At 36.1% G+C, this 22,243-nt stretch carries 18 protein-coding genes; 11 read left to right on the top strand and 7 right to left on the bottom strand.

What is annotated here, in order from left to right; genetic code table 11:
- Nucleotide 1 precedes the first annotated feature (1 nt).
- Entirely contained in the window at nucleotides 2-1,144 is a 1,143-nt protein-coding gene (locus HEQ28_RS03515) for a DUF4421 domain-containing protein (protein ID WP_434504417.1), read from the bottom strand.
- A gap of 8 nt (nucleotides 1,145-1,152) precedes the next feature.
- The gene (locus tag HEQ28_RS03510) at nucleotides 1,153-2,136 is read right to left on the bottom strand and encodes a Gfo/Idh/MocA family protein (RefSeq protein WP_434503801.1); all 984 of its coding nucleotides are present in this window, start codon (nucleotides 2,134-2,136) and stop codon (nucleotides 1,153-1,155) included.
- A 68-nt stretch (nucleotides 2,137-2,204) separates the two neighbouring features.
- On the opposite strand from HEQ28_RS03510, the gene yihA reads away from it, so the two are divergent.
- The 3 genes from yihA (at nucleotide 2,205) to HEQ28_RS03495 (ending at nucleotide 4,955) form a co-directional block, all read left to right on the top strand.
- The gene (gene yihA, locus HEQ28_RS03505) at nucleotides 2,205-2,801 is read left to right on the top strand and encodes a ribosome biogenesis GTP-binding protein YihA/YsxC (protein WP_434503800.1); all 597 of its coding nucleotides are present in this window, start codon (nucleotides 2,205-2,207) and stop codon (nucleotides 2,799-2,801) included.
- On the top strand, nucleotides 2,802-4,577 hold the full coding sequence (gene abc-f, locus HEQ28_RS03500) for a ribosomal protection-like ABC-F family protein (protein WP_434503799.1): 1,776 nt from the start codon (nucleotides 2,802-2,804) through the stop codon (nucleotides 4,575-4,577). It begins immediately after the preceding gene.
- Nucleotides 4,578-4,685: 108 nt separating this feature from the next.
- Nucleotides 4,686-4,955 (top strand): hypothetical protein, encoded by a 270-nt coding sequence (locus HEQ28_RS03495; protein WP_434503798.1) that lies wholly within the window; start codon nucleotides 4,686-4,688, stop codon nucleotides 4,953-4,955.
- A gap of 210 nt (nucleotides 4,956-5,165) precedes the next feature.
- Here the strand turns inward: HEQ28_RS03495 and HEQ28_RS03490 are convergent, their stop codons facing one another.
- The 4 genes from HEQ28_RS03490 to HEQ28_RS03475 are packed head-to-tail and all read right to left on the bottom strand — an operon-like array spanning nucleotide 5,166 to nucleotide 11,078.
- Complete coding sequence (locus HEQ28_RS03490; protein ID WP_434503797.1) at nucleotides 5,166-5,891, bottom strand: DUF5932 domain-containing protein; 726 nt, start codon at nucleotides 5,889-5,891, stop codon at nucleotides 5,166-5,168.
- A 6-nt stretch (nucleotides 5,892-5,897) separates the two neighbouring features.
- Nucleotides 5,898-9,332, bottom strand: coding sequence for a sensor histidine kinase (locus HEQ28_RS03485; RefSeq protein ID WP_434503796.1), 3,435 nt, complete (start codon nucleotides 9,330-9,332; stop codon nucleotides 5,898-5,900).
- Between the two features lie 25 nt (nucleotides 9,333-9,357).
- Complete coding sequence (locus tag HEQ28_RS03480; RefSeq protein WP_434503795.1) at nucleotides 9,358-10,029, bottom strand: bifunctional 4-hydroxy-2-oxoglutarate aldolase/2-dehydro-3-deoxy-phosphogluconate aldolase; 672 nt, start codon at nucleotides 10,027-10,029, stop codon at nucleotides 9,358-9,360.
- A 26-nt stretch (nucleotides 10,030-10,055) separates the two neighbouring features.
- Entirely contained in the window at nucleotides 10,056-11,078 is a 1,023-nt protein-coding gene (locus HEQ28_RS03475; protein WP_434503794.1) for a PfkB family carbohydrate kinase, read from the bottom strand.
- 244 nt (nucleotides 11,079-11,322) lie between these two features.
- Between HEQ28_RS03475 and HEQ28_RS03470 the strand changes: the two genes are divergently transcribed.
- From HEQ28_RS03470 to HEQ28_RS03445, 6 genes are read left to right on the top strand one after another with little or no spacing between them, the layout of a single operon-like run.
- The gene (locus HEQ28_RS03470) at nucleotides 11,323-12,387 is read left to right on the top strand and encodes a LacI family DNA-binding transcriptional regulator (protein ID WP_434503793.1); all 1,065 of its coding nucleotides are present in this window, start codon (nucleotides 11,323-11,325) and stop codon (nucleotides 12,385-12,387) included.
- A 14-nt stretch (nucleotides 12,388-12,401) separates the two neighbouring features.
- Complete coding sequence (locus HEQ28_RS03465) at nucleotides 12,402-13,898, top strand: UxaA family hydrolase (protein ID WP_434503792.1); 1,497 nt, start codon at nucleotides 12,402-12,404, stop codon at nucleotides 13,896-13,898.
- A gap of 14 nt (nucleotides 13,899-13,912) precedes the next feature.
- Nucleotides 13,913-15,205, top strand: a complete 1,293-nt coding sequence (locus HEQ28_RS03460; RefSeq protein WP_434503791.1) for a Na+/H+ antiporter NhaC family protein — start codon at nucleotides 13,913-13,915, stop codon at nucleotides 15,203-15,205.
- A 12-nt stretch (nucleotides 15,206-15,217) separates the two neighbouring features.
- Complete coding sequence (locus HEQ28_RS03455; RefSeq protein ID WP_434503790.1) at nucleotides 15,218-15,913, top strand: hypothetical protein; 696 nt, start codon at nucleotides 15,218-15,220, stop codon at nucleotides 15,911-15,913.
- Nucleotides 15,914-15,969: 56 nt separating this feature from the next.
- On the top strand, nucleotides 15,970-16,671 hold the full coding sequence (locus tag HEQ28_RS03450) for a glycoside hydrolase family 25 protein (protein ID WP_434503789.1): 702 nt from the start codon (nucleotides 15,970-15,972) through the stop codon (nucleotides 16,669-16,671).
- A 25-nt stretch (nucleotides 16,672-16,696) separates the two neighbouring features.
- Nucleotides 16,697-17,731 carry a zinc ribbon domain-containing protein gene (locus tag HEQ28_RS03445; RefSeq protein WP_434503788.1) on the top strand — a complete coding sequence of 345 codons (1,035 nt, stop codon included), beginning with the start codon at nucleotides 16,697-16,699 and terminating at the stop codon, nucleotides 17,729-17,731.
- 168 nt (nucleotides 17,732-17,899) lie between these two features.
- Here the strand turns inward: HEQ28_RS03445 and HEQ28_RS03440 are convergent, their stop codons facing one another.
- Nucleotides 17,900-18,571 (bottom strand): DnaJ domain-containing protein, encoded by a 672-nt coding sequence (locus HEQ28_RS03440; protein WP_434503787.1) that lies wholly within the window; start codon nucleotides 18,569-18,571, stop codon nucleotides 17,900-17,902.
- Nucleotides 18,572-18,822: 251 nt separating this feature from the next.
- Here HEQ28_RS03440 and HEQ28_RS03435 point away from each other — a divergent pair, with 251 nt between their 5' ends.
- Together HEQ28_RS03435 and HEQ28_RS03430 are read left to right on the top strand one after the other, a co-directional pair.
- A complete protein-coding gene (locus HEQ28_RS03435; RefSeq protein ID WP_434503786.1) occupies nucleotides 18,823-21,345 on the top strand; it encodes an ATP-dependent Clp protease ATP-binding subunit in 2,523 nt (840 codons plus the stop codon).
- A 193-nt stretch (nucleotides 21,346-21,538) separates the two neighbouring features.
- Nucleotides 21,539-22,240: an iron-sulfur cluster assembly scaffold protein gene (locus HEQ28_RS03430; protein WP_207154129.1), complete on the top strand. Its 702-nt coding sequence runs from the start codon at nucleotides 21,539-21,541 to the stop codon at nucleotides 22,238-22,240.
- The last annotated feature ends 3 nt before the right edge of the window (nucleotides 22,241-22,243 follow it).

Below are 22,243 nucleotides of genomic sequence, written 5' to 3'. Positions count from 1 at the left end.
GTTAGCTTTTCTTATGCCCGAAATTGAATCCTATATAAAAATTCAAACTTCCAAATACGCTATTAGTGTAGAAATTTGATTTGTGATAATTATATGCATGTAGGATAGCGCTTGACCCAATATACCATTTAGTGTTATTCCAAACGATTCCAAAACGTGAAACTCCATCGATATTGAAATTATCAAAATTGAAATCACGGAAGGTAAAATTCTTATGGTCAGAATCTCCACTTGAATGTTTATATGCCAAAGCTAATGAAAGTGATGCGTTAAAAAGACAGTTTCTTGCAAATACCCAATTATATGCATATCCAACTTGCAATGACAAATCATCATAATTTACTTCACCTTTAACAAGTGAACTATCAAAAACTGATTCCGTCAGTTCTTTGCCAAGATATTTATTCATGGTTTCTGCCAACGCCTCCCAATCAACACTAAGTTTCTGACTCGTAAATCCAACACCAAAGAGTAGTGAACCTGCACTAATACGCTGGCATGTACTTTGACTATATGCAGCTGGATATGAGAATTTATGATGATTAGTTATGTAATAAAGATTAAATCCTCTTATACTTGATTTTAGACCACTAAAAGGTGTACCATCAATATTTCTTGTGTTATTTTTTTTATCAAGAGTCAAATTACTAATATGATAGTCGTTTCCTGATGTTCTGTAAAATACATCTAGTCCTATTTGATTACTATAAAGGCTTACGTCGAATTCGTGTTTGTTATTTGAGCCCCCTATATGTGATACGTCGAGAGTATAACCAAGGAAAATCCAACGCCATCCAAAATATGGTCCAAACTTTACATTTAAATCAGGCTTAAACGTTACCGTCATATTCTTGCCGGTTTGCAACCTATATATCTCATAGGTATTGGTATTCTGGAGCATGAATGCATAATTATAATGTTGTGGTTCTATATAATTAGTGTCGATGCGAGAAAAATCTTTTGCTATATCATAAAGACGATCAAGAAAACTATTCTTTAAATGCTTTCCACATTTTTTTGCAGGCAGTTGTGTGCTGTCTGAAACAATAGAGTCTGGAAAGTTATGCTCGTTGTTATCGGCATAAATTTGCTGGACTTGCAGCATGAAGAAAGCAAATATAAATATATATTTTCTCAAAGCCAGAATATGGTTTAAAGTTTGCCTAATATTCTATCCATAACCCAATTTACAGGAGTAGCACTCACGCTTGTGCATGTACACGCCCCAAAGCCCTGGAGGTCTTCTATAACAGATTTTATAATAGGTAATTGAACATAAGGTGGGTTTGGAACAACGATATTCATGTTTCCCTCACTTGTAACTAATCGTATAGGATCATAGTTGAAAACGGAGAAAGATACAGAACCTTTGTCCCCTATAATTTCAATGCAATCCTCCTTGGCACTTTGATGCCCAACAAAACACCATGACCCACTACCAGGTAGGCCGCTGTCAAACAAGAAACATGCACTAATGGTATCTTCAGCTTTATATAAGTGAGCACGATTGGCACAATAACCATGGGCACGTGTAATTACTCCGAATAACTCTTGAAGAATATCTAATTGATGAGGAGCTAAGTCGTAAAAGTATCCACCTCCAGCAATATCTGGTTGCAAACGCCAAGGGAGATTCTCATGGCTATTGTAGTCCAAATAACGTGGCGGAACGGAAAACCTAACTTGTACGTTAGTTACTTCACCGATTAATCCATTTTTGACAATATCCCTTACACGTTGGAAGTATGGTAAATAGCGACGATAATAAGCTACGAAACATGGAACGCCGGTTTGCTCACTAATTCTGTTAATGCGTGCACAGTCCTCATAGCTAGCTGCGAGTGGCTTTTCTACATACACAGGTTTACCTGCTTTCATTGCCATGATAGCAAATGTAGCATGACTCGAAGGCGGTGTAGCAATGTAGATAGCATTTATGTCTGGATCGTCTACTAGCTCCTGCGCATCAGTATACCATTTCGGAATATGATGTCTCTCTGCATAAGAACGTGCTTTAGACTCGCTACGACTCATGACAGCTTCGACATGTGAACCTTCAACTTCATTGAAAGCTGGTCCCGATTTTTTCTCGGTAACCTCACCACAACCAATAAATCCCCAACTTATTAACTTCATATATAATGCTATTTAAGATGCAAAGATAATATTTTTTATTATCTTTGCAAACAAAAAAGAACCCCAATATGGAAATAAAGAAATCTGAATTCGTAATATCAGCACCATTAGTGAGCAAATGTCCAAATGATGATAAGCCAGAATACGCATTTATCGGAAGATCAAATGTGGGAAAATCAAGTCTCATAAACATGCTGTGCAATAATAAAAAGCTTGCTAAGACGTCATCTACCCCAGGAAAGACGTTACTGATAAACCATTTTATTATCAATAATGAATGGTATATTGTTGACCTGCCAGGTTATGGATTTGCAAAACATTCAAAATCTATAACACAGAGATTAGAGAAAATGATTTCGTCATATATATTGCAACGTGAACAATTGGTAACTGTTTTTGTACTTATTGATGTAAGGCACGAACAGCAAAAAATAGATCGTGAGTTTATTGACTGGCTTGGTGAAAGTAATGTGCCTTTCACTATAATATTTACAAAGTCAGATAAGTTAGGACCAGGAAAGGCAAAACAGAACGCACAGGATTGGATGAACAAGTTGAAAGACAGATGGGAAACTCTTCCGCCATATTTTATAACATCTTCTGAAAAGAAAAGTGGAAAAGAAGAAGTGCTGGATTATATAGACGGAATAAATAAAAATTTATAGATGGCACAAATACCATATCTTGACGTACAAAATCTGACTAAGAGTTTTGGATCGCAAGTGTTATTCGATAATATATCATTTTCAGTAAGCGAAGGCCAGAAGGTTGGACTTGTTGCAAAAAACGGAACAGGAAAGTCTACCCTGTTGTCAATATTGACAGATAAAGAGGGGAAGGATTCAGGAAGCATCGTCTATAAGAATGATATAAAGATTGGTTACCTAGAGCAAAGTCCTAAATTTAATAATGCTGAGAGCGTACTAGAAGCTTGTTTTAATCATGATAATTCTGAAGAAAGAGTAATTAAATATAAGCAGATTCTTACACAATTAAAGATTAAAAACTTTGAGCAACCGATGGGGCAGCTTAGTGGCGGCCAACAGAAACGTGTTGCCTTGGCGAATGTGCTCATTACAGAACCGAATTTCATTATAATGGATGAACCTACTAACCATTTGGATCTTGAAATGATAGAATGGTTGGAGGGGTATTTAAACAGAGGCAACAAAACGCTGCTGATGGTTACTCATGACCGATTTTTCCTAGACAGAGTGTGTAACACCATCTTGGAGTTAGACAATGAGCAGATATACATATATCGTGGAAATTATAGCTACTATCTTGAAAAAAGACAAGAGAGAATAGATAATACTAGAAGCGAGATCGCCAGAGCCAATAATCTTTATAGAAGTGAATTGGAATGGATGAGAAGGATGCCACAGGCTCGTGGACATAAAGCGAAATATCGTGAGGATGCTTTCGATGATTTGCAGGCTAAGGCTAAACAGCGTATTGAAGACCGCCAAATAAGATTGAAAGCTGGCAATGTTTATATAGGCTCAAAGATTTTTGAATGCCAATATGTAAGTAAAGCATGGAATGAAAACGAAGTAATTCTTAAGGAATTCTATTACAATTTCGCACGATTTGAAAAAATGGGAATCGTTGGAAATAATGGTACCGGCAAATCTACATTTATAAAGATGCTTCTTGGCGAAGTTAAACCTGATAGTGGAAAATTTGATATAGGAGAAACTGTGAGATTTGGATATTTCTCGCAACAAGGAATGGTATTTGATGATCAGCAAAAAGTAATTGACGTCATCACAGATATAGCTGAAGATATAGATCTAGGCAGAGGACGCTACATGACTGCGAGCCAATTCTTGCAATATTTTATGTTCACACCCGAACAGCAACATAATTATGTGTATAAGCTTAGTGGTGGTGAAAGGCGAAAACTGTACTTGTGCCAAGTACTTATGAAAAATCCAAACTTCTTGGTATTGGATGAGCCTACAAACGATCTTGATATTCAGACTCTGCAAATATTTGAAGAATATCTTCAAGACTTCCCTGGATGTGTCATCGTTGTAAGTCATGATAGATACTTTATGGACAAAGCTGTTGATCATTTGCTAGTTTTTAAAGGCAATGGCGTGGTTAAGGATTTTCCAGGAAACTATACTCAATATAGAGAATGGGAAAGTTTGAAAGCTAAAGAAGAAGATAATGCTGAAAACAAAAGTAAAGAACAAAAAACAGATTACCATAATGTGACCAAACGTAAGATGAGTTTCAAAGAAAACATGGAATTCAAACGTCTTGGTGAAGAGATTGAACAATTGGAGATTGAACAAAAAAATCTTGAAGAAGAACTTTGTTCTGGTACTCTGAGCGTTGATGAACTGACAGAAAAAAGCAAGCGTCTACCTATCATAAAAGATGAACTTGATGAAAAAGGAATGCGTTGGCTTGAATTATCAGAACTTAGCTAAAAAAATACAAACAAAACTGAATAATATAATTGAGCGGCGAGAATATAGATTATATATATTGGAGCCGCTTTTTTTATGCCTTCACACATAACCGCAAAAAGACTTGGAATGGACGAAATTCGTCCTACTGAGATTGAATATGTAGTTGATATTACCAACACAGCAAATGAGATGTATGATATCATACACATAAGAAAGTTGATACTCAGTATATGTCCGTCAATATTTAATAGTACAGCATGCGGAACTATTGTAAAAAGCAATATAACGACTAAAAATATTATTGCCTCTAATGATGCAAGGCGTATAGCCAACCTTTGTCGGATATCCATATGTAGTTTAATATCTAGTAACCCAGAGGTAAGCAAACATCCGTAAGCAATGCTAATCACGGTAATCAGAGCTAAAACAGGTGATGAGATGTTATATGTGAATTGCCCCATAAACCATCGTATCCCTTCACTGCTTAGCAGAGAATGCATGCTCAAATCTGGTATCGCAGCCGTTATAAACCACGAAACCAAAATTAGTAATACCTGACATGATGCCAATACTACAGCGGAATAACTTATAATTTTTAGTAAACGATTATTCCTCATCTGGGTGAATATTGTCTATATCTATAATCCTTAGTTCGATTGCACGGACAACAAGACGTGTCGCATTTACTCCAACCCTGCCATTGCCATTAGGAAATAGTTTCTGTACTAATTCGTTTTGACGTTTTTCCAAACTTTTCACTCCAAAAGGCATTCCACGTAAGTTGGTTATTTGCTCTTTTGTATATCCAAGTGCAAGGTGGCGTAGAAAACGTTCATCATATTCATCAATTTCATAATCAACAAATGCTTCTTGTCTCATGATTTGATTTTTCACACTTTCCATAAATCTTGAAACAATTTTTTCAAGTATTGGCTGATTAAAAACAAGTTTCTTGCCATTCATTACACTAGAGACATCCCCTCTAGTAAGAAGTTCGCCACTTTTTAGGATAATTCCATCACATCCCGCATCTAAAACGTCAACCCACAGTTTCTCGTTAAGTATTTCACCTGTGAAAATGAGGACCTTGATGTTCGGGTAAGTTTCTTTTGTGTGTCGGCAAATTTCAACTCCAACAGTAGTACTTCCACCTAATCCTAAATCCAAAAGGACCAAATCTGGCATTTGCACTTTTAGAAGTTTCCAATAAGTTGTTTCGTTTTCGGCCGTACCGATAATCTGAGCCTCAGGAATATCATTACGAATAATACCTTCTGTACCTTTTAGTTCAAGAGGTACATCCTCAACAATTATGATTTTAAAATTATCCATATATTTTTATATAATGTTCAGTTTAGATGGGAGTCTTAACTCTATGTCTACTCCACTAGATACGTTATTTATAGCCTGTATTCCACAACCGCGTAAATTGGTTGCTTCACCGATTTCTCTGATGATCTGTCGACATATCATATATTCAATATTAATAGATGCTGGAGTAAACAATTCTGCACATTGTTTAGCATCAAGTTGTAATGATGGCAATGTAATCTTTATATTAACGTAGTTATAGTCCCTACTTGATATATTTTTTTCAATTGTTTTTTCACCACTAAGTTTTTTTAACAGATCGAACAGGTATTTTATTAATGCTTCATCAATTTTAATATTAACATCAATCTGTCTCATGGCCTGTAAACTCAGCAGTGTGTATAACTGCCTGTAATAGTTTGCAGTCTCACTTATAGCATTGAGATTGTCTTCTTGAGAGTCTACAAGTAGTCGTATTCTGGAAGGGTAATACATCGTCTCATGTTTCAAGGTTGAAAGACAGTTATCAAGAACATTGTTACTGATATGCAGCCGTTCATTCTCGTATTCTAATTTGCGTAGTTCGTCAACAGCGGCTTCTGTACTGACAGTCTGTTTTTTGTCTTCCTCAAGACTTGCTAGCAATGCGCTTTCTATCTTTTTAACTACATCATTCAACTGTGAATCATCTGTTTTCAATAACTTATTTGCATCTTTCCATATTTTTGTGATCTTTTCTAGCTTATTCGAAGAATCTATATCAGAAAGCAGAACATTATTAATGTTATTGACTTTCTCTAGACATAGTCTATAGTAAAGTCTGTGTCTATAATATAGAAAATAATAAGCTGGAAATATAGATACGAGCATTATTATGAGTAATATTATCGCAACATTTTTGTTATTCTCAGATTTTTGCATCACAATTACATATTCTCCTAAAGTGTTGTCTGCGGAGCGTTCTCTGAATAGTTGTGTATATAATCTATTGTTATAATGGTATACATCCCATAAATGCAAAGCTAGTGCAGCAACTGCCGTTTCGTTTCTTATATCTAAAATCACGTCATAACTAGTCTTAAGATGTGAGCGAAACCATGCTATTTCTGCAGGAACAGTCTCACTACCAATATATTTCATGGTATCTCTTCCGTTGATATATTTTGATTTGTAATATTTGTTTAAGTAATGCCTACATAAATTAGAATATATCAATGTTTTGGTATAAGTTCTTTTTATATTACTATAATAGGCACTGTCAGCATATTTTTCGGCAACAGCAAGATTCGTATCTTTAGCAGCGAAGGAAGATAGTGAGCTAAAGCATATACTGATTAGCAATAATGTACGCATGATACCTTTTGGTAGTCTGAATGCGAACCGGCTCCCCTTCCCTTTCTTGCTCTCAGCGTAAATGGAACAAACAGAAAATATTTGACTAATTTTGTAATATCTCTCAATTATACCTTTGCAATTCATTAATCCAAAACCATGTGACACTTCTGCCTTTTGACTATCGTCCAATTTTTCGTCAACAATGGTTTTATGTTCAAAAATCTTAGCTGTCTGCTCCTCAGTCATACCTTCGCCAGTGTCAATGATTGATATTTCAACATATTCATCATACACTTCACCAGATATAATAACCTTTCCGGTTGGCTGCGTATATTTTCTCGCATTATCAGCAAGAGTGTTGATCATAAACAATGTAAGAATTTTGTCTGCCTTAACTATTGCTTCTGTAGGCTTGACAATTAAATCAATTCCCTTTAGACTGAATCCCATACTTCCGTCACTGACAATATCAAATAAAGACTGCAATCTAAAACTTTCTATATGCATGCTGAGTTGACCTTGGCGAAGTTGTATCCAATGTGTTAGTATATTATTGTAGTCAATAATTTTATCCGTTAATTCGCTTATATATGAATATCTATATTTACGTGTTTCATCAGATTCGTCACGAGATTCAAGGCATTTTATCTCATTAATTATTCTATTTATAAATGGTAAAATACTGTTTACCAATGAAATTTTAGCACGTTGTTCAATATTACGTTTAATATTGTTTGAAAGGTGCAAATTTTCCATTTGAATTTTTTCTGAGATTTCTTCATAGTCTTCTTTTCTCTGTCTGATGCTTTGTTCTTCATCATATTGCCACTGACGTAATGGCTTTAGCAGACTATCAATAGAAAAATTTTTGTCGCTTTTTTGACGCATCCTATCAAATATGAATAATAGAATTAGCACAAGAAAAATCATCATAACAACAGCAACAATCATTATATTCAGAGTTGAAGAAGATTTATCTAATTGCTCTGCGCGGGCTTCCAATAATCTATCTTGACGTGTCTTTTCCTGTATGTCAAGGTATATATTTCTGTTATAATCACTTAATTGCTTATTGTCTATTGCTGAATATGCTAGCGATAATTGCTCTCTAATGGAAGAGACTAGATCTGGTGCTCTTTCTATAATAGGGTCTATATACAATGCATTGTTAAGGCATTTAATAGCAGAATTATAATCTTTTATTTGCCAATAACATTGAGCTAATGTTCTATACGAACCAGCTATTTGGTATACATCACCATATTTAGAAAAGATATTTAGAGAACGTTGAGCCAAATTTCCTGCTAAAAGGGAATCAGGCATATAGTCTGTATTGACAAATTTAATGTCAGGCAGATTATTCACAATAAGGTAGTCTCTCATCTTCGAATCTTGAAGATGTTCACTTATTGCTTGCAAAGAGTTGGCTTCCCAAAATGGATAATGATACCTTTTTGAAAGAATGTAACAGCGCATTAAGTAGTCAAATTCCTCTTGACTGATGTCTTTACTGGTACCTTTGGTAATAATTCCTCCTGCTCCTATATTGTAAAAATATGATAATAATTGTGCTGTATCTTTTTGTATAGGACCAAATGGATCTATTTTTTTTAAAGCGTCTATAGATTGATTTTTCAAACCAACATAGTAGAAGTAAGTAGAATTAATAATGTGAAATTCAGTTTTAGCATAGGTGATACGCATCATCTGGCGATCTGTCAATTCTTTTTTTTCTTCCTCAATTCGCCTCATTATTCGCAATGCATTTTCACGATATGAGTAAAAATCTTTATTACGTGATTGTCTTTGACAAAGACGCATGCATTGAATATCGGCAATGAGTAGCTCTATTTGATTATCTGTATAACCTGCTATGTTTTTCAGTAGTTTGTACGCTCCATTATAATTCATACGGATAGTACTAACGAAAGCTAAATTATTTAAAGCTTCTGCTTTTCCCTCAGAATAGTTGTCAGAAAGTAAAAAAGCTTTTCGTGCGTAAATATATGTTGAGTCTAGATTTCTATAATGAAATGCGTAAGATTTTGTATTCAGCAAATCTACCTCATCCTTATTTGACGGTGAACATGCTGAAAAACAGAAAAGGCTTCCTATGCATATAAGCATTAAGAAGCCTTTTATAATGTTATATTTAATTTCTTGCTTTTGCAATATATCCTAAAGATTCTTTACATTTATCAGTTATGGCTTGCCAGTTTCCTGATGCTATGGTTTCTTTTGGGAACAATTTAGAACCCATACCCACACAAAGCACACCAGCTTTAATCCATGATGTAAGATTTTCCTCATCTGGGGATACTGCACCCGTAACCATGATATTGCTCCAACGTAGTGGACCAAGTACATTCTTTACAAATGAAGGACCACCAACATTACCTGCTGGGAATACCTTTGTTACATCACATCCTGCAGCTTGTGCATTACTCATTTCGCTTACGCTTCCGCAACCTGGAGAATAAGGAACTAGGCGACGATTACATACTGGTGCTATTTCTGGGTTGAAATTTGGTCCTACAATGAAATTTGCACCAAGTTGCATATATAACGCAGCTGTTGCAGCATCAAGAATGGTACCAGCACCGAGGATAAGTTCTGAACAATCCTTTGCTGCCCATTTTACTAACTCACCAAATATCTCATGTGCGAAGTCGCCACGATTAGTGAATTCGAATACACGAACACCACCATCGTAACAAGCCTTTATTACATTTTTACATGTATCAATATCACTATTGTAGAATACAGGAACCATACCTGTTTCTTTCATAGCGCAAATAACTTGTACTTTATTAAATCTTGCCATTATATTTTTTGTTATAAGTTCTTAGTTTAACGTTGAACACGTCCGTTAGCATTTCCACCGGCAAGACTTTCAACTTCATCCAAAGATACTAGATTGAAATCTCCAGGTATAGTATGTTTTAGTGCACTTGCTGCAACTGCAAATTCCAATGCCTTAGCTTGATCCTTATATGTTAGCATTCCATGAATCAAACCACCAGAGAATGAGTCACCGCCACCAACGCGATCTATAATAGGGTTAATATCATAATGCTTGCTTTGATAGAATTCTTTACCGTCGTAAATCAAAGCCTTCCAACCATTATGTGTAGCAGATAGGCTCTCGCGAAGTGTTGAAACAACATACTTGAATCCAAATTCTTTCATCATTCCCTTGAAAATACCATAGTATCCTTCTGCATCAGTCTTTCCACCTTCTACATCTGCATCTGGTTTGAAACCAAGACAAAGTTGTGCATCCTCTTCATTGCCAATACAAACATCGACATATTTCATAAGAGGCTTCATTACAGATATTGCCTTTTCAGAAGTCCATAATTTCTTTCTGAAGTTCAAGTCTACAGATACTGTTACATTATGACGCTTAGCAGCTTCACATGCTAATTTTGTGAGTTCAGCAGCTTTATCACTTATTGCAGGTGTGATGCCGCTCCAATGAAACCAATCTGCACCTTCCATAATAGCATCAAAATCAAAATCAGATGTATCTGCTTCTGCAATGGCACTATTAGCTCTGTCATAAATAACTTTAGAAGGACGCATGCTGGCCCCTGTTTCTGCATAGTAAAGACCAACTCTATCACCACCTCTTGCAATGAAATCAGTATTGACTCCATAACGACGAAGTGCGTTTACAGCAATCTGACCAATTTCGTGCTTTGGTAGTTTTGATACAAAATATGTATCATGACCATAATTAGCTAAACTAACAGCAACATTGGCTTCACCGCCTCCAGGTATAATTCTGAAAGAATCAGTCTGGACGAAACGGTAATTGCCTTCAGGTGAAAGGCGAAGCATAATCTCACCTAATGTAACGATTTTACCCATTTTAATCTTAAATTTAATTGTTTGTTATAGATTAATTATAACTTGTTTGTCATCGCAAAAATAACTATAATTTTGCAATTTAGAAAATAAAATGAAAAAAAAATGAGGTTTTAGCTAAAAAAATGGTTGTGCGCACACACAATTCAATAATTATTACTATATTTGCCACAATAATACATACTCGTGGGCGCACACAGCACCTTAATATTAAGTTATGATGCGTTGACGGTTATTACTTAAGACTATGACTGAAAAAATAAGAATTAAAGACATCGCCGAAATGGCAGGAGTTTCTGTCGGGACTGTAGACCGTGTTCTGCACAATCGTCCTAATGTGTCACCTCCAGCTAGAGAAAAAGTTGAGAAAGCTCTCAAGGAGATGAACTATCAGCCCAATATGTATGCCAGTGCTTTGGCATATAACAAGTCGTATACTTTCTATCTTTTCATTCCTAATCATGAACAGGAAACTTATTGGGAAGAAATTGAAGAAGGTGCCAATAAGGCTATGGAGTCAAGACGTGACTTCAATATTGATGTTAGAATAATGTATTATGAAAGATTTAGTGATGAGTCTTTTACGGAAAAAAGCGAAGAATGTCTTGCAAATAATCCTGATGGAGTTATAGTTGTCCCTGCGGAACTAGACATCACTCGACAATTTACAGATAAGTTGCATGAGTCTAATATTCCTTTTATAATGCTCGACTCATATATGCCAGACTTATTACCGCTTTCATTCTATGGTCAGGATTCTTTCAGCAGTGGATATTTTGCCGCAAAAATTATGATGATGGTTGCCGCAAATGATACTGAAATTATGATTATGAAACAGATGAAATCAGGTAGAGTTGTTAGTAAGCAGCAAGCTAACCGTGAAGTTGGTTTCAGACATTATATGAGAGACCACTTCCCTGATATAAAAATATTAGAGGTTAATTTACCACTCGATAGCAGTAAGACTGAATATGAGGCAAAACTTGATGATTTCTTTAATGAACATCCACAATTGCATCATTGCATAACGCTGAACTCGAAAGCGCATATTGTTGGTGAATTCTTACTTAGAACAAATCGACGTGATGTTCAAATTATGGGATATGATATGGTTGGAAAAAATGCAGAGTGCCTTAGACAGGGTAGCATTTCGTTCCTTATAGCACAGCACGCATATCAACAAGGATATAGTTGTGTTGAAGCTCTTTTCAAGGCCATTGTGTTGAAGAAAAAAGTACAACCTGTAAATTACATGCCTATAGAATTACTATTGAAAGAAAATGTTGACTTCTATCGTAGAACTCAATTATAAATACTACATAACAAATGAAACAAACTACTGTACTGAAAATCAATAAGGCTGACTCTGTTGTTGTCTGTCTTAGACCTCTTCAAAAAGGAGAGATTATTAATGTTGACGGTGAGGATATCACCATATTACAAGATACTCCATCTGGTCATAAAATTCTAATTCATGACACGGATGAAGGTGTTGATATTATTAAATACGGTTATCCTATTGGTCATGCTAAAGTCAATTTAAAAGCTGGAGAATGGGTAAACGAAAATAACTTGAAGACGAATTTGGCTGGCACTTTAGAATATACATATTCTCCTGTCAATGAAGAACTTAATATAAAAAACGAGAATAAAAAGTTTAAGGGATATATACGTAAGAATGGCGAGGTAGGAACACGAAACGAAATATGGATTGTACCTACTGTAGGATGCGTAAATGGTGTCGCTGAAAAATTGGTCGAAAAATTAAAGCAAGAGACTAAATTAGAAGGTGTTGATGCTATACATGCATGGCATCACAATTATGGTTGTTCACAGTTAAGTGGCGATCATGAGAATACTCGCAAGATATTACGTGATATTTGTCTGCATCCAAACACTGGTGGTGTATTGGTTCTTTCATTAGGCTGTGAAAACAACCAACCTGACGCATTCATGGAAATGCTTGGTGATTATGACAAAGACCGCATCAAGCTTCTTGTTACCCAACAGGTAAAAGGTGATGAAATTAAAGAGAGCATGAAAATCTTGAGAGATCTCTACTCTTTGGCTAAAGATGATAAACGTGAGGATGTTCCACTTAGTAAGTTGCGAATCGGACTAAAATGCGGCGGAAGTGATGGCTTTAGCGGTATAACAGCTAATCCTCTTGTTGGAGAATTGTCTGACTGGTTGGTTGCACAGGGAGGAACAAGTGTTTTGACAGAGGTTCCAGAAATGTTTGGAGCTGAGACTATATTGATGAACAGATGCAAAACTCCAGAGTTGTTTAACAAGACTGTTAGTTTAATTAATAACTTCAAAGAATATTTTATCAGTCATGGTGAACCTGTTGGTGAAAATCCTTCACCAGGAAATAAGGCTGGTGGAATTTCAACCTTGGAAGACAAGGCTTTGGGATGTACACAGAAATGTGGACGTGCTAAAGTAAACGGAGTCTTGGAATATGGTGATCGTTTATGCAACGATGGACTAAACTTACTTTCTGCTCCAGGAAATGACTTAGTTGCATCTACAGCTTTAGCTTCAGCTGGTTGTCAATTAGTGCTATTTACAACAGGACGTGGTACACCATTTGGCACATTTGTTCCAACAATGAAGATAAGTACAAACTCTACCCTATTTAACAATAAGCCAAATTGGATTGATTTCAATGCTGGAGAACTTATTGAAGGTCACGATATGAAAGATGTTCTTAGTAAGTTTATAGACAAAGTCATTTCAGTGGCTAGTGGAGAACTTGTTAGAAATGAAATTAATGAATACAGAGAAATCTCTATATTTAAGAATGGTGTTACTTTATAAATAAGAAATAACAATTGAGCAATAAAAAAGGATTACTGGCACTATCGCCTTTATTTGTTTTGATAGTATTCATAGTCATGTTTACTATCTATTCAGTAGATAAGACAGACAAGGAACCAAATCTGTCTCTAAGTGTAGCTTTTATGATTTCCAGCATCTATGCTGTAATTATTTTAGGAGGCATTCCTGTAAAAAAGAGAATTGATACATTTAGTAAAGGTGCTGGTGCTAGCAATCTGATGCTCATGCTTTGGATATATGTACTAGCAGGGGCATTTGCGGCTTCTGCAAAGAGTATGGGAGCTATTGATGCTACAGTCAATATGGCTCTTAATTTTTTACCGGCAAGTTTAGTCTTGCCAGGTTTGTTTTTGGCAGCATGCTTCATCTCTATTTCAATAGGTACAAGTGTAGGAACAGTTGTTGCTTTGGTGCCGATAGCTGCTGGCATTGCACATTCCACAGGTTCAAATGTTCCACTAATTACTGCAATTGTTGTTGGTGGAGCATACTTTGGTGATAATCTTTCTTTTATTTCTGACACTACTGTTGTGGCTACGCAAACTCAGAATTGCAATATGTCAGACAAGTTTAAGGTCAACGCTATTATTGTAGCACCAGCGGCAATAATAGTATTGGCTATATATGCTTTTATGGGAGCTGATTTCAATGCGCCGGCACATGTTGGGCAAGTTGAATACTTGAAAGTAATACCGTATATAGCAGTTTTGGTAACAGCTGTAATGGGTATTAATGTCATGGGTGTGCTAACAATAGGAGTGTCTTTATGTGGTATCATAGGTATTTTGGATGGTGACTATAATGTATATGGTTGGTTTGGCGCTATGGGTGATGGCATTTTGAGTATGGGAGAGCTGGTTATAATAGCAATGTTGGCAGGCGGAATGCTTGAAATCATAAAAGAAAATGGCGGAATCAATTACATAATAGAAAAGATAACCAATAAGATATCTGGTAAAAGAGGTGCTGAATTTTCTATTGCAGCTCTAGTTTCTTTTGTAAATTTATGTACAGCTAATAATACTGTTGCTATACTAACAGTTGGAGGTATATCTAAAAAAATAGGTGATCGCTTTGGTGTAGATAACAGAAAAGCTGCAAGTATATTAGATACCTTTTCATGTTGCGTCCAAGGCATCATTCCATATGGTGTTCAAATGCTTCTTGCAGCAGGATTGGCAAATCTTAATCCTATGCAAATAGTGCCATATCTATACTATCCTATAGCAATTGGATTGGCTGCTACATTAGCAATCATTTTCAGATATCCTAAAAAGTATTCTTAATAAATTATAGTTATGAACATTATACACCGGAATCTATTTGCTAAATTGAGAATTGACAATTTTTCTACAAAAGAATCACTTGAACCTATGTCTAAGTTTAAGATGAAGAAACTAATGGGCTTGATGAAAAATATTGCAGAAATGCCCGCTGGGGAAGTAACGATGTCAAATCCAGTTTTGAAAGCAAGATTAAAAAATATTCAGGAGAAAGAACGTCATGCTGTCGATACTTCTATTGAGACAGTTTATTTATTAAGGATTATCGCAAGTAATGTCAATGCCACAATGAATAATGGTATTCCTGTAAGAGGTATCATACAATTAGGACAGTATTTAAGAACAAGAGGTAATAGTGTTGATTTTATAAAACTAGACCACTGGTTATCTAAATTGCATATTTCAAGATTCGCCCAACTTCAAGGTAGCATTTTGATAAGCTTGTTTGGATTTGAAGCGAAAGAACTGCCATTTGTCAAACAACAGGAGAAGAGTGCTGTGCTTTACACACTCAGATCTATAGAAAATGTTGAGAAAGACACAGAAGATTGGCATTTTAGACAAGGAAATCGTGTTTTTGTGCACAATAATCAAAAAGTGCTTAGAAAAAATTTGCGTCGCAGTCTTAGATATGTCGATTATGCCCCAATAGAAACGACGAGTAATTTCATATCTAATTTCTCTCATAGCCTTTCTGAAATAGAAGAATAAGCAAAATAACATTAATTTATTTTGCAGTTAAAGTCTTTTACTGTACTTTTGCATTTATGGAAATGTTTAAAAAAATATATCTATACTTGTTATTATCAATATCTGCAACCGTTGGTGCTAATGCTCAAAACTATGTTCAATGTGAAGATACATGTACACATGTACACGGCATAGATTTAAGTCATTATCAGGGGAATGTATTTTGGGAGACAGTTGGTGATAATTCTAAAATGGCTTATGTCTACCTTAAGGCAACAGAAGGTGGAAGTAAAATAGATGATAAATATGAGCGAAACATTGAGTTAGCTCACAAATACGGATTAAAAGTGGGATCATATCACTTTTTCAGACCAAAGGCGGACTTGAATAGCCAGTTATTAAATTTTATGACTCAATGTAGACCATCTGAACAGGATTTGATTCCAATGATTGATATAGAAACCAAAAGTGGAATGGACACAGAAGAGTTTTGCGATTCTTTGTTCAAATTTCTAGATATGGTAGAGAAAGCATACAGGCAGAAACCTTTATTATACACTTTTGCAAGTTTCTACAACCATTATTTGTTAGGAAATGTAAATGGCTACAAACTTATGATTGCTCAATACACAAAACGTGAACCAGAATTAAGTGATGATCGTGACTTCATAATGTGGCAATATACTGGTAAAGGTAGGATAAATGGTGTAAACGGATTTGTGGACAAAAGTCGTTTTATGGGACGACATGGTCTGCGTGAGATAAAATTCAGACATTAAAACAAACTTTAAATATATTAATTTTATGGCTATTATAAAATGCCCAGAATGCGGACACCCTGTTAGTGACAAAGCACCGACATGTCCAAACTGTGGAGTTGAAATTGCTGGTAAGGTAAATCTTAATATACCACAGCAAAATATCAAGGAAAATATTAATACTCCTAAGAGTGAAAAACCAAAACCAAAGAAGGGAATAAACAGAGTCCTTGTCGTAAGTTTTGTAATTGCGCTGATTATATGTGGTGGTGTATTCTATTTTTATCACGATGCACAATCAAGTAAGGAACAAGAAGCTTATGAATATGCAATGAAGAGCACCGATCCTGCTGTTCTTCAATCATATCTTGATACATATACTGATGCTTCTGAGGCTCATATTGATAGTATACAGTCTCACTTGAACAGTCTTCAACAAGTTGATAAGGATTGGACCAATGCACTAGTAAGTAATTCAAAGTCAGCTTTGCAGGACTATTTAGATAAGCACCCTGACTCTCCTTATAAGGCAGTTGCAGAACATAAGATAGACTCAATTGATTGGACGCTTGTTTCAACAACAAATACAAACGACGCTTATAATAAGTATCTGGAAGATCATCCTAACGGAGAACATGTTGATGAGGCTAAAGATGGAATAAAGAATCTTAACGCAAATACTGTTCAACCTGAAGAGCGCGTTATAATTAATGGTTTATTCCGCAATTTCTTCCAAAGCATTAACTCTCGTGACGAGCAAGCTCTTATGAGTACATGTGAAGGATTACTTACTTCTTTCCTTGGAAAGAATGATGCCACAAAGAGTGATGTTGTAACTTTCTTGAATAAAATTTGGAAAGAAGATATGACAAACATGAATTGGCATGTTAATAATGATTACAAAATAGACAAGAAAGAAGTTGGAGATGGTGAGTACGAATACACAGTAACATTCTCTGCCATCCAAAGTAAGGAATTTAATGATGCTTCAAAGAACGGTAAGTCTAAATTCCGTGTTAGCGCAAAAGTCAGTCCTAATGACAGAATCAGTTCATTTAATATGACTAAGATTATTGAATAGTATTTTAATGACGTTTTTACATCCAACTATCTATAAAGATTTAGTAGTTGTGAATTAAATACCAATAAGGGAGGTGAAAATTCACCTCCCTTATCGTTTATGTAAACTAACGCTATTTTTTTGTTGTTTTGGTTTATGCTAAATGAAAACGATGTCTAGAAATCCAGACTAAGCATCTTTCATTTGCCGCAAAAGTTCTTTTTGTCTCTGACTCAAGCCTGTTGGTAATTTCACATTATAGACAATAATCAAATCACCATAAGTTCCATCTCCACGGCTATAACCTCTACCCCGCACTCTGACTTTTGTGCCATTTTGTGTTTCTGGCTTTACTTTAAGTTTAATCTTTTGATTATTGTTTAGCTGAATGATAATCTCTCCACCTAACAATGCTGTGTAAATATCAATGCTAACCTTGGCTTCCATCTGCCCACTATCCTGATGCCTATCGGCTGAACCAGATTTATCGGCATTACGGAATCCACCGCCTCCAAATAAGTCCTTGAAGAAGCTCGAGAATCCTCCTCCACCTTGCCCGAAACTGCCGAAATCAAAACCCTCAAATGGATTCCCATTAGACTGGAACCCACCACCAGCATTAGCATATTGGTCAGCTTGATTCCACTGTTGTCCATATTTATCATATTTAGCTCTCTTGTCACTATCTCCAATCACATCGTATGCTTCGTTTAGAGCTTGAAACTTTGCCTTGGCTTTCGGATCATTGGGGTGTAAGTCTGGGTGAAAGAGCTTTGCACGCTTTCTGTAAGCAGCGCGTACATCTTTTTGAGGTATATTCCTATCAACACCTAAAATCTTGTAGTAATCTATAAATGCCATAAAATGTCCTCCAATTATTTATTGTTTTTTGTAAAACAAATATGCAAAAATCATGCCGAATATGTTTACTATCATATTTTTTTGGCACGCACTTTGCATTATATCTGCAACAAGGAAATAAATATGAAGTTTCAAATTGTAATTTCTCTATTTGTAACAATATAATATTGTTGTAAAAGTTTTGCGATTAGCCGCAAAACCGCTACATTTGCATTAGAGGAGTTAATTAAAGGATAAAAGGAGATTTAAATATGACAAGTCAATTTTCACCAAAGGTTTCCGAAATACTGGCATTTAGCCGGGAGGAAGCGACACGCCTCGCAAGTCGATATGTTGGTCCAGAGCATCTGGTACTTGGCATATTGCGTGAAAAGGAAAATCCGTTGCTGAATTTGTTTAAGCGAATGAATATTGACGAGCAAAGCGTAAAGTTTGAGCTTGAGAAGAAAGTTCGTGAAGATGAATTTTCAGAACCGATAATCACTTCAGAACTTGTACTGAATGAGCAAGCAAGTAACATTTTGAAGCTTGCTGTGCTTGAGGCAAGATTGCAACATACGCAAATGGTTGACGTGCAACATTTAATATTGGCTATATTGCACGATCAGGTTAACAATGGTGCCAAGGAAATATTAGAATTGAATAATATGAATTACGAAGATACACTATCATACTTGCAGGTTCAAAAAAGTAATTCGCCCGTACAAAATGGGCTAGAGTTACCTGACGAAGATGATGATGAGTTTGACGCCAAACCTTCTGGTGCGGGTCAGGCAGAATCGCTAAAGGTAAAAAGTAACAGCAGTAAAACACCGATACTTGATAATTTTTCAACTGATCTTACACAAGCAGCTCTTGACGGCAAACTAGATGTCGTTGTTGGGCGTGAGAAGGAAATACAGCGTGTGACAGAAATACTTTGTCGTCGCAAGAAAAATAATCCTATTTTGATAGGAGAACCTGGTGTTGGTAAAAGTGCTATTGTCGAAGGTCTTGCTCAACTTATAGTTCAGCATAAGACATCGCCACTACTTTTCAACAAACGTGTGGTAAATCTTAATATGACTGCTATTGTTGCCGGAACAAAGTATCGCGGACAGTTCGAGGAACGTATACGTGATCTTATAAAAGAACTTGAGCGAAACAGTGATATAATTGTATTTATTGATGAAATCCATACTATAATCGGCGCAGGAAGTACACCTGGAAGTATGGATGCAGCAAATATAATGAAACCAGCTTTGGCTAGAGGTGCGATTCAATGTGTTGGAGCAACGACTCTTGATGAATACAGACAGAGTATCGAGAAAGACGGTGCACTTGAACGTAGATTCCAGAAAGTATTGGTTGAAGCTACTTCTGCTGATGAAACATTGTCTATATTGAAAAATATTAAAGACAGATATGAAGAACATCATCATGTGACATACACTGACGATGCATTAAAGGCATGTGTCAATCTGACAGAAAGATATATCACTGATAGGTATTTCCCAGACAAGGCTATTGATGCTCTTGACGAGGTTGGTTCACATATTCATTTACAACATGCTGAAGTTCCAACAGAAATCACTGATAAGCAGAAAGAACTGGATGAAACAATCAACAAGAAAAATGTAGCTGTAAAAAATCAGAACTTCGAACTTGCTGCTGGTTATCGTGACTATCAGTCAAAACTAGAAGCTGAGATAAAAGATCTTAATGACAAATGGAGCAAGGGTCAAAATGGTGACCGACATGTTGTCACCGATACAGATGTCGCTGATGTCGTTTCTACAATGGCAGGTATACCTGTTCAAAGAATTGCAGAAAAAGAAAATATTCGACTGAAAAATATGGCTAATGTGCTGACACAAAATGTTATTGCACAAGATAAGGCTATTGAAAAAATGGTAAAAGCCATACAGAGAAATCGTGTAGGTATAAAAGATCCAAATCATCCTATCGGAGTTTTCATGTTTCTAGGCCCTACCGGTGTCGGCAAAACATATTTGGCAAAACAGTTGGCAAATTACATGTTTGGTTCTTCTGATGCATTGATACGTATAGATATGAGTGAATATTCCGAAAGTTTCAACACGTCTCGTCTTGTTGGTGCACCTCCGGGATATGTAGGATACGAGGAAGGCGGACAGCTGACAGAAAAAGTACGCAGGCATCCCTACTCTATTGTATTGTTAGATGAAATCGAAAAGGCTCACGGTAATGTGTTTAATATGTTACTTCAAGTCCTTGATGAAGGCAGACTTACTGATGGCAATGGTCGTTTAGTGGATTTCAGAAACACTGTTATCATAATGACATCCAATTCTGGAACTCGCCAACTAAAGGAATTCGGTCGTGGTGTTGGTTTTAATGCAGGTGGTACTCTTGGCTTGAGCATTAATGACAAGGATAAGGAATATGCACGTAGCATCATCCAAAAAAGTCTTAGCAAACAGTTTGCTCCTGAATTCCTTAACCGTCTTGATGAGATTGTAACATTCGATCAGTTGGATCTGACCGCTATAAAAAAGATCATAGACATAGAGCTCAAAGAACTTTTTGCGCGCATTGAGTTATTAGGTTATAAATTATCTATAACGGAGAAGGCAAAAGAATTTGTTGCTACCAAAGGTTATGATGTGCAATTTGGTGCCCGACCATTGAAGCGTGCCATTCAAAACTATATTGAAGACGGTGTTTGTGAACGTATTCTAAGCGGAGATGTTAAGGAAGGTGATACTATAAATATCGGCAAAAATCCAAACAAGGATGAGTTGACATTCAAATAGTCTTTGTAGAAATGCAAACTCCACTTTGCAAAGCGTATTTATAATGCGTTATCGATAAAGTACTGAATAAAAAAAACATTAAATGAGGAAAAAGCATACCAAGAAATAGGTATTTTTCCTCATTTTTTTGTAATTTTGCGGTCAAACTCAATAGAAATTCTATTATACATATTTAATAATCAATTTAGTGAATATGATTTATTCTAAAGAAGTCGACAACATGTGTGTTGTTGCAAAGGGCCCAAATCATGGTCCAGCCCCAATTCCTGAAGAAGGAAAATGGATTCAGGCTAAAGAGATTAAAGACATCTCTGGTTATACTCACGGTGTGGGTTGGTGTGCTCCTCAGCAGGGTGCTTGTAAGCTATCTTTGAATATCAAAGATGGTATTATTCAGGAAGCTCTTGTTGAGACAATAGGTTGTACAGGTATGACACATTCTGCTGCTATGGCATCAGAAATCCTTCCTGGAAAGACTATTCTTGAAGCTCTTAATACCGACTTGGTTTGTGATGCTATCAACACAGCTATGCGCGAACTTTTCTTGCAGATTGTATACGGTCGTAGTCAGAGTGCATTCTCTGAGGGCGGTCTTGTTATCGGTGCAGGTCTTGAGGATCTTGGTAAAGGTCTTCGTAGCCAGACTGGTACACTTTACGGTACAGTAGCCAAGGGTACTCGTTACCTTGAGTTGACAGAAGGCTATATCACAAAGCAGTTCCTTGATAAGGACAGTCAGGTTTGTGGTTATGAGTATGTTCAACTAGGCAAGATGATGGAAGCTATCAAGAATGGCGTGGACGCTAACGAAGCAGTTAAGAAGTTCACAGGTTCTTATGGCCGTACTACAGCTGAGCAGGGTGTTGTTAAAGCTATTGATCCACGTAAAGAATAAGGA

Origin of the sequence: Prevotella sp., assembly GCF_051059605.1 — a bacterium.
Lineage (GTDB): Bacteria > Bacteroidota > Bacteroidia > Bacteroidales > Bacteroidaceae > Prevotella.
The sequence above is the reverse complement of the archived record's forward strand: the minus strand, read 5'-3'. Positions and strand labels throughout refer to the sequence as shown.